This window comes from Paenibacillus sp. FSL H7-0331, from assembly GCF_001956045.1.
On sequence record NZ_MRTH01000077.1, the window covers coordinates 1 to 13,262 of the forward strand.

A 13,262-nucleotide genomic window follows, 5' to 3' on the forward strand; every position below is an offset into this window, starting at 1 on the left:
ACGAATAAGTGAGTGGATAAATAGTTCTGCTAGCTTTAAATTTGAAGAGAGTAGTATTGGTTGGTCAAAAACTCACATTTTTTATTTTGATGAGTTGCAATCATATGAGGAAATTAAATAAAAAGACTCTTTTAATTAAAAATTATCATACCCATTCTTTTTCAGTTATAAAGTCCAAAAAAGCCATTATACCTATCCTTTAGGTTGAGTTTTCGGCTTTTTGTAAATCAGCTTTTTAAAAAACGATCTATTTTTCTTTTCCACTAATAAATTCTTAATTGTTCTCATTAGCAGCTTTAACCTTAAGTCTTCATCATCTATTTTCTTCAATTCACTGTAATAATTAATGCTCATGTTGTCCTCCTTGAGATAGTTATTGATAGTTTGTTTAATCATCTCTTTGTTACTATTGTACTACATAATGTGCGACAAATTAGGTTAAAAGTATCATATTTTTAGGATTAATGTGTCAGTTAATGTAATATTATGGTGTGATTTGAGCGTATTAAAATTGTTGAGCTAGAACTAAAGCTCATTTCAGTTCTTGAAGATGGATATGATTATACTCAGTTCAATAATCAAAAATTTTAGTTGGGATGACACTCTGTATTAAAATATAAATTTTTAATAACGATAAAAGACGGATTCTAATCTAGATAAGGAGTGATTTTATGAGTAAATTTGATGCTCTTGGTAAGTATTTAAATGATACTTGATTAAATGAGGTGAAATTGAGTTTCAATCAGATTAACGAAATTGTTGAACTTCCTGATTCAGCAAAAGGACTTGATAGGACTTGGTGGGGCAATTCAAAAAATTCTTCTAGAGTTCAATCAGTTTCTTGGATGAAGGCTGGATGGAAGACTGACAAGAAAGAATATTTAAATGGATTTATTATATTTTATAAATATAAATGAAAAAACTGATATTATTTTACAATGACTACGAGTTGGAGGTGTCCAATGGAACTTGTTGAGAAGAATTACCTTAAAATAAATTACCCGAAAGGCTTTTATTTAGTTAAACAGATTATAGATGAATTAGATCCTGTTGATTTACTTGCGCCAGAAGATGAACACGATTTTTTGACAGCTGATGTACTAAAAATACTTATAGATGATCGTTTAGTAGAAGTGAAGCAGTTATTAATTAATGCTTATTCAGATTACGGGTTTGGAGTTGAAAAAGTGGTAGACGAAAACAAAGAATCATTTTACAAAAAAATTGAAGATACAACAATTAAAATTAATAGTATATACAATGCAGTCAAGGAAGAGGTTATTCCTTCATAGGTGCGCAGGCTATACTTTATCTAATGTTCTGGAGTCTTAGATTTGAAATAGAGAATTTCTATTCGGAGGTCGATTATTAATGAGGCTATCGAAACAAAAGTTAGAAGATATGGAAAATGCGATGGTCTATGATGCAGATACCAAGAAGGCACACTGCCCTCGTTGTGGTACTGAAATTTTAAGGCAAGAGTTTAATAAATGCCCAGATGATGTTTGTGGTTGGAGGCAATACGTGCGGAATAAAAATACAGGCGACAAATATTTTGGTGATTAGAATCAACGACTTTCTGATGGGATAAAAACAACTAATTAATTTTGTAATGAAAACTGACTTATAACAGGAGGGTAAAATTTTAATGAAAGCTTATGTTCCGATTATTTGCACAATTATTATCTGTGCAACAGTTATTTACATCGTTAATATGAACAATCAAAAAGACAGGTATATATATACCCACTCTAATTTAGAAAGTGGATCACTGGTGAGGATTGATCGTTATACAAATCAGACTCATGTTTTAAGGTTTCCAAGAGGTTGGATTACTCCAGAACAAACAGCGGAAAAGTAAACAATAAAAAGACTATTTCATTGTCAGGGAGAGCTAAACATTGGCTGTGAGTAAGAAGTTTAAGCGAAAAATAGTTCGTCAAGGAAAAGTTTTTTACTGGTACGTGAAATCGGATTACGATGATGAAGGAAAAATCAAAGTCTACATTTTATCTGAAGATAAGAAATTTATTGTTGCTTATGAGATTGGGCAAGTAATTAAGCAGCAAAAGAAGAGTCCATTTCTTGTAGTCATGGGGAAGGAATTTGTTGGGTTTGTTGGAGATCACATGGATATAAGAGTACAAACTCCTCCGATATGGGATGACTTATCTGCTACACCATCTTTAGTGGGAAATATAATTGATTGGTGTTATTCAGAAAAGAAAGAGATTGTCTTGGTAAACTGGAAGGGTGAATTGATTTGGAAATATACGGTTCACGATAAAAGGACTCTTTAAAGGAAGTATGACGAATGAGAAATATCAACGAACCTGATGATTGGTTGGACGATGAGTATGACAAGCGAGAAATTCAACGTACGCATAGGTTTGTTAAAATTGCGTTTATTGGCATTATTATATTCATCGTAATAGTAACGTTACTGTATTTTTTTGCATTACATATTATACATGAATTATTTGAAGGCTTGTTTGGTAATGAAGATAATTTTTGATGAAATAACGGATTTATTGGAAATGAAAATGGTGAGAGAGGGTAATTTTTTGAAGAGAAAAGTACTAATCATAGCAACGATTTTGGTTGGCCTATTAAATAGTTCTACTATACTAGCGCAAGATGAAGGAAACTTAATTGACGATCAATTTAACAATACTCAATTAAAGTTAAATACGATCAATATTGAATCCAATCCCAATGATCTATACGTTCAAGCAAGAAATTATTTTGAAGGTAGTGGTTTTGAAGTAACGTGGGATGAGGTTGAGAGAAAGGTCATAGCAAAAAAAGACAGTTCTGAAATTGTGATAAATATTGATCAGGAGTTAGCAATCATCAATGGTTTTCCAATAGAGCAGCCAATAAGAATGATTGATGAGTCATTGTACATACCCATTATTGAGATTTCACTGGCTCAGGGACTGAAAGTTAAATATGATGATGACAGAAAGAATCTCCAGTTAACAAATCTAATAGATCTTTTCCGTGAGTTTAACTGGGATACGAATTTAGATGAGATAAAGAATAGGAGTAAATGGTTAAAAGAACTAGCTGACCTCGGCTATGTTGTTGCTTACAGTGATTACAAGTTATTAAATTTTAACACACAAGTTTATTATCATTTTAGAGAAAACAGGCTTAAAGAAATAGCGTACAGGCTCAATGATAAAGAACGTTCCTTAGAACGATTTTCAAAGATCAGGTATGAGCTAGAACAAAAGTATGGGAAACCAGAGTATGATGAACCTCGTTTTATAAATGAGAAGACTTTTAATTCTTTTATCGAAGCAACTAAGGACAAAAATCAGAATGAAGTTGATGAAATATTTTTTGAAAAGCTGGTTGATGGAGATCTTTCAATTAGTGCTGCATGGAAAACAGAAGAGTTTACCGTGCATCTCTTATTAAGTGGATCGAACAAAAAAGATATTACTAATATTGATCTTTCAATCAGGCAAAATGGTTTTGTATTTACTGGTGGCAAATGAAATGACGATTTCATAAGTGAGTCTATGTATTCTGTGAATAATAATCTGCAGCCATCTCTGGAAAGTCTTATTGAGCATGTTGAGTTTTATAAAACCATTGAAGGAAATGAATTACTCAAAGAGTTTATTGAGCAAATTGAATTAGTTAAGAAGCATGAATATAACTTTGTGCTAAAAAAGATTTTGAAACATTATGGAAAAGGAATCTCTTCATTAAAAATAAGAGCAAGGAGCGTGTTATGGATATACTTTCTGGGTTCTTAATTTTAGGAGCTTTGTTTGGTATTTTTGTTGCTATTCAAAAGCTTAATTCTAATGTGATTACTCAAATTGACCAAAATGAGAAAATTATTGAGTTATTAAAGGAATTGAAGAATAAATGAAATTGGCATTTTATGAGGAGGTGAGCTAAGTGTGGAAATCAGTGATCTTATTCCGAGAAATAAGTTCGATTTTGAAAGAGTATATGAATTGAAAAAATTAGATGTTAAGGTATTAAAACCGATTTTACCTTATCTTTTTGAATGGATACAAGATATCAATTGGCCTATAGCAACTGAAATTGCCCAGATACTTGTAGAATGTAAGGAAGAAGGTTTGCCTAACATACGCCTAATTCTCAAGGGTGATGATTACGACTGGAAGTATTTTTGTTTAACTGCTGTCGTAAAAGATTTACCTAAAGAAATTAAAAAAGAATTAACAAGGGATCTGGAAAGATTGACTTTTAACCCATCAAAAGATGATGTTTTATTTGAAATAGACATTGAAGCAGGCATCATTTTGAGTGAGATCGAATAAAATGGGGATTTTAAAAGGAGTGAAAAATATGGCTGATGTACTATATCGATACAAACGATCTGGTCGAAATGAAGAGATTAAAATTGCTTCTCTAGAAAGAGCAATGAGTCTCGCAGCATTAAATCTTAGAGAAAATATTGATCCAGTCGAAATCATTGTCAGTGGTGTCATATATGACTTTGATAAAATTAAACAATACATTAAGGTTAATAATGTATTGTGATAAAAACAATATTTCATATTAAAATAATCTTACAGAATCCCTATGATCAAATAAATAGGAATTTTTATACAATCAAAATTATTTCGTATCGTAATGTCTTTATCATTTAATTGAACAACTACTCCCGAAATATAAGAATCATCAAATGGATCTAATAAAGCTATATTGATAACTTTATTTTTAAAAATGGACTCATGGAGTGATTGTTTGATTAGACTTTTCTGTCTTTGCTTAATTTTGCAGAGCGATTTTTTTGTTGAGTATTTATAATTGCTTGATATTTGGGCAATAATTCTGGAGTAATAATCTTTGAATGCTTCCACATGTCTAAATAATTTATCAAAATGATCATCCCTTCCGAAATGGAACGTTTGTTCTTATTATATATAAATGCTATACTCATATCAAGTGAAAGAAGGTGTGATTAATTTGGGTATTATTAAGAGTGCAGTGCTTGATAAAATAAATCATCTTCGCAGAAAGATGTTAGTCCACAGTTATTTATACTACGCCTTAGACTCATCAATAGTCGATGACATTACATTTGATCGTTGGGCTAAGGAGTTGGTGTTGTTGCAAAAAGAATATCCTTCTGAAGCGTCACAATGCGTTTATAATGAGTCATTTAAACTATTTGATGGAACTACTGGTTTTAATCTAGAACGCGATGCATGGGTAGAATCAGCAGCTCGTAGATTATTACAAACTCATAAGGAGTTGGAGAAGAAAAATGGATAATAAACTATTCATTGGCACATTAAGAATTAATGATATTTTATATATTTCATTTTCAGATAAGCAAAGTGATTTTGAAAGACAGCTACTAATATCAAATCCTGAATTTGTGGATGAAGATCTAAACAAAATATCAGAACAGATGAACATTCCAGTCCATAAACCTTTTTAATGAAAAGTGAGCTTTAATATCGATTTACCTTTTGAATTATGGTATTATAATCCATAATGAAGGAGGTTTTATTGTGATAAAATTTAAAGCTGAAATTGTTATGTTTGAAGCAAAGATTAAACCTAAATATGCAAGAACACTATATACTGTGGTCGATGCAGCTCAAAGAGAAATTAAAAAAACGCAGAAGATTCATAATTCATACAATAAACCTGCTGAGATAATAATTTATGAAAAAGATGATAATGGGATTTGGATTAATCTAGATAAAAGAAAAGTTGAATCATTACATATAAGTTGATTTATCAAATATACATAATCTTACGTTTATTTTTGCGTGGGATATTGTATATTTTTTAGTTTCTGGTATATAATTGATAGTAATGAATAATCAAATCTAACTTAAAATTTAAGGGGTTGTTATTGTGGCAGAAGAAAACGCGAAAATACATGACATCATGGATATTTTTCCTCAAATATTTGCTATAATTGCAAAGAATAATGAACAAGTAAGAGAAGTAGATGATTTACTTTCATCGATTTATAAGTATCCTATATCAACTTTTAATGAGATACTCGTCAACAATGAGAAGTTAGAGCAATTTGAAAAACAAGGATTAATTGCTTTGTCAGTTATACTCCATAAAGTAACTGGTCTTGAGATTATTAACCCTACATCATTCTTCTCACAGAAAGACATAAATAAAGCACTAAAGTATCGCTTTGAAGATGAAGATGCAATATCATTTCCATACGCATTTGAAGGTGTTCTGAGGACATCTGACAAAGAATACATTACAGTTATGTCTTACAAAGATATCGCTAAACTATGGCTCTCTAAAATACTAACATATAACTTTGAAACGCAGCGCGCTTCTAAGAAGAAAATTAACGCTAAAGGAGAAATTAAAAGAACACCAACCATTATACAGAAAAGCGTTAAGAATATTGTGAAGCTTATGAAAGAAGGAAAATTTCTTCCATCTACTTTAGTTATTAATATCTTAAAGGATGGAACAGATTCGGTAGAATATGAAAATGGCGACTTGATCATCGATGAAGGAACTAAATTGAATCTAATTGATGGTATGCATAGAATGCAAGGCATATTAGCTGTACTTGAAGAACTTCCAGACTTTGAAGGAAGTATGGAAGTATCAATCAGACATTACACCTTAAATGAAGCAAGATATTTGATAGGCCTGCTAAACACTGTTAATAGATTCGATAAGAACTTAGTCAGATTTAATACAGATGATACTTTTGGAGGATTAATTGTTAAAGATTTAATCCAAATAAAAGAGTTGAAAGATAGAGTTGAAACTGAAAGTACTGCTGTGAAAAAGACTTTGAACATGTTGACGAATTATTCAGTGTTATCAGATTCAATAAATATAACTTTTAATCCAGAAACAACTAAAGATCAATATGATATTACAGATTTCCTGAAGAAGTTTTATGGTTATTTAATTGCTTCTTATCCAGATGACTTTACTAAAAAAATGGCAGAATCTCGTAAGGTTAGTTGGATTAATCACCATAACATGTTCGTAGGATGGACAGTTATTGCAAAAGGTTTATTTGATAAGTATGGAAAAGATTTTCCAGTTGATGAAATTACAAGAATTGTTGATTCTCTTGATCTACAAAAAGGTACAGGTAGTGCTATTGATAAGATTATGATTGAGCAGGGTAATAGAAACTCAAATCAAAGTAAAGCACTGATTCGGAAGTTTTTTGAAGAGAAAGTATCCGAATTACTTTCATAAATCTTTATTCAGGGGAGAGTTATTGATGTCTAATGTTATTTATGAAGGAAAAACTTATAATCAAGAAATCAAAGATGAGTTCACAAGTGAATACAAAGCTGGTACACAAAAGATTATAAGTCGTATATTTAAAGTATCATATAACATGGAAAAAAGCTTAAACAAAGACTTATATGATTTTAACAGAGAAGAACTAAGGAGATTATTTTTTCTCTTTATGCCTAAAACCGAATATTCAAGCAAAGCGAATGTAACTTGGGTTAGCAAGTATATTGAATGGGCAAGAGATATGGGATATCTTAATGATATTAATCCTCTTGATGGAGTTACTACAGAATGGAAAGAGCAATTTGTAAACAAGTCACTGAAAAAATATTGGACAGATAAAGAAATAGATAAGATTATTAGCAAACGTGTTAATGCTCAAGATGCAGTAATAGTAAGGATGCTTTTTGAAGGTGTTAGAGGAACTGGAAATACAGAGATACTAAATCTAACAGTTGATGATGTAGATGCATTTAACAACACACTGCATTTGTCTGATGCGGATGATTGTAGAAGATCCCTAGTTGTCTCTGACAAATTGATTAAATTATGTGAACAGGCATTAAAAGAAGATGACTATGAAAAGATGAATGGTAACGCGAGTAAGGATATTAAAGCGGAGAAGTCTAACTTGGTCACAAATAAATTTGTAGTTAAATCATCTAATACCAGAACAACTCACTTTAACGAAGCTGAGAAAAATATAATACACAGAAGATTAACAAACATCGCAGATGAAGAAGGAGAACCTAATTTTTCACCATTGAACATTACCTATTCAGGGATGTTGTACATGGCCAAAGAGCTATATGTCAAAAATGGCAAATTGGAAGCTGAAGAGTATGGTGACATAAGAGTACAGTTTAATATTGACACTGAACAAAGTTTCAGTAGATTAAAATCAGAATTTTTGAATATAGATTTTATAAAAAGTTTCTACGAATTAACTTAGATATTTATATCTAAGTTTTTCTTTTTTTATTTTTAAAATGCTTGACTAATAAGAATGAAAAATGATATATTGAACAAGTAATAAAAAAGGAAAATATTTCTGGATGAGGAAATGTATTGATACTAATATCCAAGCATAGAGGGTGTGATGTAGATAATCACTATAGGAAAGATTGCAAACAATATTGCTGAATCTGTTGTCAGAAACAATCGAAGATCTGATGTAAAATTGGAACACATTGAATATATGATCCATGTAAGCCTTAATATATTATTAGTTGGAGTGACATCTTTAATTATTTCATTGTTTTTAAATACAACAACCGAATTACTGATTTTTACACCCTTCTTTTTATTGTTGAGATTTATAAGTGGAAGTGCGTGGCACTTTAGAAACGATTTAGTTTGTTATATATTCTCTTCTTTAGTAATTTCCATTATTCCTACTATTGATTTTCTAACTGCAAATTATATCTCATTTATGAATATCTTTTCATTGATAGTATTATTAATTCTATCTCCTATAAGCAATAACGAAAAAATAAATAGTAAAAAGAAACTTATATTTAAAATGATAGGTGTTTTATTTGTAGCTATAAACTTTCTTTATATAAAGAATGATATTGTTTCAGTTTCATTCTTTGTTCAGTGTGTATCAATGGTGTCTATTAAAAGGAGATAGATTATAACTAACTTTGAATTTGTTGTATTTTCAATGTTTGATAGTGCTGCCTTGATATTACTAATATTGTCTGTGTTTAAATTTGAATTGAATAAAATAAACTGCTTTAAACTTCTTGTTTCTTCTTTTATATTTTCAGTTTTATCATTAGTAATTATTAATTTACAATTACATAACTTTGCAATCGCCATACAAATTCCAATTGTAATTTTAATTTTTAAGTTTGTTTTTAATGAGAATGGAAAATACTCTATATGGATATCAATTACAGGATACATAACATTTTTGATGATGCAAGGAATTTTTGCAAGTATTCTTATTTTAAATGATTGTATGACTCCAGAAGATCTGCAACCTTTTTCTGAAAAGGGGTATATTGCTCAAGTGAGTAGCTTAGTTTTCGTTATTATAATAAGTTATCTAATTAAAAAATATAATGAAGGATTTACTTTTAACTTTACAAGTAAGTTTAAACAAAAAAGGAAACTATCTTCAAGTAGACCATATATTATCGTGGCAGTTTTAGCTGCATTAATTACAGCAATTGTGTATCCTTTCTTATACAAAAGCGATCTTATTGTGATGTTTATTTCCTCCTTGGTATTAACAGTAATATGCTTCTTTTCACTCATATTCTTATCGATTAAAAGGAATAAAGAAGAAATCATTTGCGTTTTATAATGATGGACACTTTAAATAAATATCTCATAAGCGAAGGGAGGTGAAATTTCATGAAATATCAAGCATCCAAACTGATTACTACTTTGACTGTTGCTTTTTCATTTGTTATTGCTGTCGTACAGCCTGTTGGAATTTGGCACGAACCTAAAATGCCAAGTGATTTGAAATAATATATAATTTAGTAAATCAATATTCCAGCATTTAGTACTATACTATGTGCTGGAATATTACTATTAAAATAAGTAGGTGTTTCAGATGATATTTGAAAAACTAAAATCTCTCATGCACGAAAAACTTGAAAATAAATGTGATGATGACGAGATAAATGATTTAACTCGATCAATCGCTGACCATTTTAAAAACACAAAAAACATTCAGTTTCTTAATGAATTCAATGAACTTATTCTCATCGATATTGAGAATGTTCTTTATGTATATGAAAAGAATAAGAATATTTATTCATTTGTAACCAAGGAAGAAGAGTATGAGTTACTAAATAAAAATATTAATTTAAACGTATTGTTAAACGATAACTTCTATCAACTAGATAAAAAACACATAGTTAATCTTAATCAAGTAAAATTATATAATAGTTACATGGGAGTAGTTTATTTTGGCGAGGATATTAATGATGCTTCAACAAAAAGTTTGAGGGTTGCTATAAAAGCAGTTACAGAGATTGTAAGGAAGATCAAAGGAAAAGAGAAGGATCTGTATTCGGAGAACGACATTACTGCAATTTACACACCAAGATCATTAGGCAAAAATAATTAGTAGTCACAGCGTCAAACTAACTATTTCGACATTTTTTGACATAAATGCATATATGTCATTGTTTGTAAACCAACGTTTTTTCACTAAAATCATGAAAAATAGTGCTTAATAACTAGTGTAAAAGGTATTAATATAGTTATAATGCAACATGTTGCAAAAAAATGTGCAATGATGAAATTAAGAGAGGATTGATTTAATGAAAAAGAATTAAAGCTCTCAAAAAATTGTGCTTTGTTTGGCGACAGTCACAGTTAATCGAGAGCAACATTAAATATTATTAGTAGTATAATATCGCATAATTCGACAACTGTAAATCGTGTTTTAAATTCTGAATTAAAATTGACTTTATGAATATGTTGTGGTAGGAGGTTTATTGTGAAATTAAATGATTTCACACTACCTGTCAGGTGCTTTAATAATCTAAGTGTACATAGTTTAAACATGTCCGAAATTATTAAGTATGAAAAGAATGGAAAAAAATTAATAGTTTCAACAGTAGATTCTAAGTATGATCTGCAGTTTTATGATTTAGAAACAATTGAAGAAATGTTTATGCATTTGGGTTTATGGCTAACAGATCGTACAAATGTTGTTAATCTAAATTTAGTCACCAAGTATGATGTTGTCTTAGGAAACCTTCACTTTAAAAACTCTGAGACTGTTGGATCTGTTGCCAAAGTACATCATAAAGCAGTTGAGAAGGAACTAATTAAAATTGGACATGCCGAAATCGTATATATACTACCCCTAAAAAACAATATTTACAAACTAAGAATAGAGTAGGAGATAACTATGTTAGCTTATAGAGAAAGAGCCAATGAACAACCTTCTTATGATGAAATACTGACTAAATGGGAAGACAGTAAAGAATGGTTTATGTTATGGCTCATTGAAATATGCGGATTGACGGAGAGTGAACGTGCTGCAGTTGATAATATGATTCGAAGTGATCTGGATGTAACTATATATTCGTCTAAATTTTTTGATGGTGATTTCGATAATATTAAAGGAACATTAGAAGCATATAGACAGAAATATAGTTCTATTCCACAAAAAGCTGACATTCAGCTTTTTCTTTTTATTAAAAACAAATAATATAAAATATATATTTGTTAAATTGACGATATCAGATTAATTGTGTTATATTACTACTAGATGGAAATACATAGAAATTAAATTGAAATGGTTAATTTATGGGGAGGAATAGTTTTATGTTAGGTAGTGACAAATCTTATATTAGAGAAGATGGATTTAACTTAGACATTCGAGATGATACAAATGCTAAACTTGGACTAAGATGGAACTTTAAAGACTTAGATGAAGTGAAGTTGGCTTTAGCAGAAGATGATAGTTCAAGAGTTATTTTTTTAGTCACTTCTGATCCACATGGGGCCTCTAATATTGGATTAAATATTGAAGCAGCAAGAGCATTAAGAACTAAACTCGATGAAATGATTAAAGCAGCGAGAGGACTATCCTAATCGGATAGTTCTCAAAAAATCATGAAACCGAAATTTCAATGGAAGAGGATGTTTAATAAATGAGAATTGACATTGAAAGACAATTGGACAATGGACAAAGAGGCAATACATATTTTGGTTTGATGAAAGTAGAAAGACACTCTGGGTAGATGAATACAACTTACTTCAAAAAGAAACCCCTAGACATAAATATAGGATTGTTCAACAGTATAAAAGAATTCCATCACGATCTGATCTTAACAATCTAACTAAGGAAGAAGTCCCAATGGAAGATGATATTAGAGAGGCAGCAATAAATTCACTCGTTGCTCAAATTAAGGTAGACTTTTGGACGAGAAATTGAGGCAATAAAATAGATATTTTATTGGGCTATAAAACAAGGAGACCTCAGTATCACGTATTAGGACTGCTGCTTAAATAAGGAGGATAATGAGTTGTTAAATGAATTTGTTGACGATTATGATTCCGATTGGTTTTGGAGTATTATTTCAGTATCTGCTATAAACAGACAAAAGCTAAAAGAAATCCTATCAGCTTTCAGCAAAGAAGATATCATAAAGTTTCAGGAGCAATTCCTTGATGCTTCAATCGAATTACAAGATGAACCTTATTTAGCGTTTATGGAACAATCCGAAGATGGAGTAGAAGATATTGCAAATTGGATAGTTAGCAATGGCAAAACTTTTTACAATCATATTTTAAACAATCCGGAAGAAATACCACATTCAGTGAATAACGTTACGGATCAAATATTGTACGGAGTGGCCGATGAGGTTTGCTACGAAATTTATGGCGAATCAACAGGGGTTTACTAGTACGTGATCGCTATGCCAGGACTCGTTAAAAGGATAGTTTCATTAGGAGGCTCTAACTTGGAGTACATAGAGAGTGCAGAATATTATCATATACAACGCAATAAGCGTTGGGGTGAAAAGGATAATTGGGAAATCGGTGATGAAATTGAAGTTGGAACCATGCAGAATAAACTGATGGAGAGTAGATTTAATACTGACTATAATATGAATCCAGAATTAGATTTTAAATCTGAATTCATGAGACTTAGAAATAAACAGTTAGATCAAATTGATATACATTACCTTGAAGATATGAGTGGAGAATGGAGAGAATATATTACAAAAACAAGAGAATATATATTTGAAATAGAGCGAATACAAATTAATTCAAATCTACCATCAAGATTCAGATGTTTATTCGTAACTGATTTGAATGGATTAACATACTGGAAACCACTTTTAGGAAACACTCAGAATCCAACAATTTATAAATTATCACTATCTGGGCGCATCCATAAGGCTAACGAGAAATTTGTCAGACTTAATACCAACAGTCAGGATTTTAATCACACTGGATTGTCAACATAAAACTGGACAATATTTATGAGGGGATTTTTCTAGCTTCAATGGGAGTGAGATACCCCAAAG

Annotated in this window: 25 protein-coding genes; 23 read left to right on the top strand and 2 right to left on the bottom strand. The window is 30.5% G+C overall.

What is annotated here, in order from left to right; genetic code table 11:
* Positions 1 to 192 precede the first annotated feature (192 nt).
* Entirely contained in the window at positions 193 to 354 is a 162-nt protein-coding gene (locus BK127_RS44330) for a hypothetical protein (RefSeq protein WP_179097797.1), read from the bottom strand.
* Positions 355 to 731: 377 nt separating this feature from the next.
* Between BK127_RS44330 and BK127_RS40440 the strand changes: the two genes are divergently transcribed.
* The 10 genes from BK127_RS40440 (at position 732) to BK127_RS40485 (ending at position 4,530) form a co-directional block, all read left to right on the top strand.
* Positions 732 to 917, top strand: coding sequence for a DUF7662 domain-containing protein (locus BK127_RS40440; RefSeq protein WP_076238311.1), 186 nt, complete (start codon positions 732 to 734; stop codon positions 915 to 917).
* A gap of 45 nt (positions 918 to 962) precedes the next feature.
* On the top strand, positions 963 to 1,292 hold the full coding sequence (locus BK127_RS40445) for a hypothetical protein (protein WP_076238312.1): 330 nt from the start codon (positions 963 to 965) through the stop codon (positions 1,290 to 1,292).
* 79 nt (positions 1,293 to 1,371) lie between these two features.
* Positions 1,372 to 1,566: a hypothetical protein gene (locus BK127_RS40450; RefSeq protein ID WP_076238313.1), complete on the top strand. Its 195-nt coding sequence runs from the start codon at positions 1,372 to 1,374 to the stop codon at positions 1,564 to 1,566.
* Between the two features lie 82 nt (positions 1,567 to 1,648).
* Positions 1,649 to 1,861: a hypothetical protein gene (locus BK127_RS40455; RefSeq protein WP_076238314.1), complete on the top strand. Its 213-nt coding sequence runs from the start codon at positions 1,649 to 1,651 to the stop codon at positions 1,859 to 1,861.
* A 46-nt stretch (positions 1,862 to 1,907) separates the two neighbouring features.
* A complete protein-coding gene (locus BK127_RS40460) occupies positions 1,908 to 2,300 on the top strand; it encodes a hypothetical protein (RefSeq protein WP_256711686.1) in 393 nt (130 codons plus the stop codon).
* Between the two features lie 14 nt (positions 2,301 to 2,314).
* Complete coding sequence (locus BK127_RS40465; protein WP_076238316.1) at positions 2,315 to 2,515, top strand: hypothetical protein; 201 nt, start codon at positions 2,315 to 2,317, stop codon at positions 2,513 to 2,515.
* The gene (locus BK127_RS40470) at positions 2,499 to 3,506 is read left to right on the top strand and encodes a copper amine oxidase N-terminal domain-containing protein (RefSeq protein WP_076238317.1); all 1,008 of its coding nucleotides are present in this window, start codon (positions 2,499 to 2,501) and stop codon (positions 3,504 to 3,506) included. The genes BK127_RS40465 and BK127_RS40470 overlap by 17 nt, the downstream gene beginning before the upstream one ends.
* A 239-nt stretch (positions 3,507 to 3,745) precedes the next feature.
* Positions 3,746 to 3,889 (top strand): hypothetical protein, encoded by a 144-nt coding sequence (locus BK127_RS44335; RefSeq protein WP_179097798.1) that lies wholly within the window; start codon positions 3,746 to 3,748, stop codon positions 3,887 to 3,889.
* 31 nt (positions 3,890 to 3,920) lie between these two features.
* Positions 3,921 to 4,307 carry a DUF5071 domain-containing protein gene (locus BK127_RS40480; protein WP_076238319.1) on the top strand — a complete coding sequence of 129 codons (387 nt, stop codon included), beginning with the start codon at positions 3,921 to 3,923 and terminating at the stop codon, positions 4,305 to 4,307.
* 1 nt (position 4,308) lies between these two features.
* A complete protein-coding gene (locus tag BK127_RS40485; RefSeq protein ID WP_179097799.1) occupies positions 4,309 to 4,530 on the top strand; it encodes a hypothetical protein in 222 nt (73 codons plus the stop codon).
* 29 nt (positions 4,531 to 4,559) lie between these two features.
* Here the strand turns inward: BK127_RS40485 and BK127_RS44340 are convergent, their stop codons facing one another.
* Complete coding sequence (locus tag BK127_RS44340; protein ID WP_076238321.1) at positions 4,560 to 4,853, bottom strand: hypothetical protein; 294 nt, start codon at positions 4,851 to 4,853, stop codon at positions 4,560 to 4,562.
* 106 nt (positions 4,854 to 4,959) lie between these two features.
* On the opposite strand from BK127_RS44340, the gene BK127_RS40495 reads away from it, so the two are divergent.
* The 13 genes from BK127_RS40495 to BK127_RS40550 all read left to right on the top strand — a co-directional run bounded on the left by BK127_RS40495 (position 4,960) and on the right by BK127_RS40550 (position 13,202).
* Entirely contained in the window at positions 4,960 to 5,268 is a 309-nt protein-coding gene (locus tag BK127_RS40495) for a DNA ligase LigA-related protein (protein ID WP_083689961.1), read from the top strand.
* The gene (locus BK127_RS44345) at positions 5,261 to 5,437 is read left to right on the top strand and encodes a hypothetical protein (RefSeq protein WP_179097800.1); all 177 of its coding nucleotides are present in this window, start codon (positions 5,261 to 5,263) and stop codon (positions 5,435 to 5,437) included. The genes BK127_RS40495 and BK127_RS44345 overlap by 8 nt, the downstream gene beginning before the upstream one ends.
* Before the next feature lie 73 nt (positions 5,438 to 5,510).
* Complete coding sequence (locus BK127_RS40500) at positions 5,511 to 5,738, top strand: hypothetical protein (RefSeq protein WP_076238323.1); 228 nt, start codon at positions 5,511 to 5,513, stop codon at positions 5,736 to 5,738.
* 124 nt (positions 5,739 to 5,862) lie between these two features.
* Positions 5,863 to 7,206, top strand: coding sequence for a DNA sulfur modification protein DndB (locus tag BK127_RS40505; RefSeq protein WP_076238324.1), 1,344 nt, complete (start codon positions 5,863 to 5,865; stop codon positions 7,204 to 7,206).
* A 25-nt stretch (positions 7,207 to 7,231) separates the two neighbouring features.
* Positions 7,232 to 8,203 carry a site-specific integrase gene (locus BK127_RS40510; protein ID WP_076238325.1) on the top strand — a complete coding sequence of 324 codons (972 nt, stop codon included), beginning with the start codon at positions 7,232 to 7,234 and terminating at the stop codon, positions 8,201 to 8,203.
* Between the two features lie 183 nt (positions 8,204 to 8,386).
* Positions 8,387 to 8,884 (top strand): accessory gene regulator B family protein, encoded by a 498-nt coding sequence (locus BK127_RS45975; RefSeq protein WP_372237421.1) that lies wholly within the window; start codon positions 8,387 to 8,389, stop codon positions 8,882 to 8,884.
* Between the two features lie 72 nt (positions 8,885 to 8,956).
* Positions 8,957 to 9,565: a hypothetical protein gene (locus BK127_RS40520; RefSeq protein WP_179097801.1), complete on the top strand. Its 609-nt coding sequence runs from the start codon at positions 8,957 to 8,959 to the stop codon at positions 9,563 to 9,565.
* A gap of 255 nt (positions 9,566 to 9,820) precedes the next feature.
* The gene (locus BK127_RS40525; RefSeq protein WP_076238328.1) at positions 9,821 to 10,339 is read left to right on the top strand and encodes a LytTR family transcriptional regulator DNA-binding domain-containing protein; all 519 of its coding nucleotides are present in this window, start codon (positions 9,821 to 9,823) and stop codon (positions 10,337 to 10,339) included.
* A 375-nt stretch (positions 10,340 to 10,714) separates the two neighbouring features.
* Positions 10,715 to 11,122 carry a LytTR family transcriptional regulator DNA-binding domain-containing protein gene (locus BK127_RS40530; RefSeq protein ID WP_076238329.1) on the top strand — a complete coding sequence of 136 codons (408 nt, stop codon included), beginning with the start codon at positions 10,715 to 10,717 and terminating at the stop codon, positions 11,120 to 11,122.
* Positions 11,123 to 11,131: 9 nt separating this feature from the next.
* On the top strand, positions 11,132 to 11,434 hold the full coding sequence (locus BK127_RS40535) for a hypothetical protein (RefSeq protein ID WP_076238330.1): 303 nt from the start codon (positions 11,132 to 11,134) through the stop codon (positions 11,432 to 11,434).
* 116 nt (positions 11,435 to 11,550) lie between these two features.
* A complete protein-coding gene (locus BK127_RS40540) occupies positions 11,551 to 11,820 on the top strand; it encodes a hypothetical protein (RefSeq protein WP_076238331.1) in 270 nt (89 codons plus the stop codon).
* A 434-nt stretch (positions 11,821 to 12,254) separates the two neighbouring features.
* Complete coding sequence (locus BK127_RS40545) at positions 12,255 to 12,635, top strand: DUF4240 domain-containing protein (RefSeq protein WP_076238332.1); 381 nt, start codon at positions 12,255 to 12,257, stop codon at positions 12,633 to 12,635.
* 57 nt (positions 12,636 to 12,692) lie between these two features.
* Complete coding sequence (locus BK127_RS40550; RefSeq protein WP_076238333.1) at positions 12,693 to 13,202, top strand: DUF2441 domain-containing protein; 510 nt, start codon at positions 12,693 to 12,695, stop codon at positions 13,200 to 13,202.
* Positions 13,203 to 13,262: the final 60 nt, after the last annotated feature.

Excerpts from the sequence above, each read along its gene's own strand:
- BK127_RS40465 (WP_076238316.1), top strand. The coding sequence starts at position 2,315 with ATGAGAAATATCAACGAACCTGATGATTGGTTGGACGATGAGTATGAC.
- BK127_RS40445 (WP_076238312.1), top strand. The coding sequence starts at position 963 with ATGGAACTTGTTGAGAAGAATTACCTTAAAATAAATTACCCGAAAGGC.
- BK127_RS44345 (WP_179097800.1), top strand. The coding sequence starts at position 5,261 with ATGGATAATAAACTATTCATTGGCACATTAAGAATTAATGATATTTTA.
- BK127_RS44330 (WP_179097797.1), bottom strand. The coding sequence starts at position 354 with ATGAGCATTAATTATTACAGTGAATTGAAGAAAATAGATGATGAAGAC.
- BK127_RS40455 (WP_076238314.1), top strand. The coding sequence starts at position 1,649 with ATGAAAGCTTATGTTCCGATTATTTGCACAATTATTATCTGTGCAACA.
- BK127_RS44335 (WP_179097798.1), top strand. The coding sequence starts at position 3,746 with ATGGATATACTTTCTGGGTTCTTAATTTTAGGAGCTTTGTTTGGTATT.
- BK127_RS40485 (WP_179097799.1), top strand. The coding sequence starts at position 4,309 with ATGGGGATTTTAAAAGGAGTGAAAAATATGGCTGATGTACTATATCGA.
- BK127_RS40540 (WP_076238331.1), top strand. The coding sequence starts at position 11,551 with ATGTTAGGTAGTGACAAATCTTATATTAGAGAAGATGGATTTAACTTA.
- BK127_RS40470 (WP_076238317.1), top strand. The coding sequence starts at position 2,499 with ATGAAGATAATTTTTGATGAAATAACGGATTTATTGGAAATGAAAATG.
- BK127_RS40525 (WP_076238328.1), top strand. The coding sequence starts at position 9,821 with ATGATATTTGAAAAACTAAAATCTCTCATGCACGAAAAACTTGAAAAT.
- BK127_RS40535 (WP_076238330.1), top strand. The coding sequence starts at position 11,132 with ATGTTAGCTTATAGAGAAAGAGCCAATGAACAACCTTCTTATGATGAA.
- BK127_RS40450 (WP_076238313.1), top strand. The coding sequence starts at position 1,372 with ATGAGGCTATCGAAACAAAAGTTAGAAGATATGGAAAATGCGATGGTC.
- BK127_RS40510 (WP_076238325.1), top strand. The coding sequence starts at position 7,232 with ATGTCTAATGTTATTTATGAAGGAAAAACTTATAATCAAGAAATCAAA.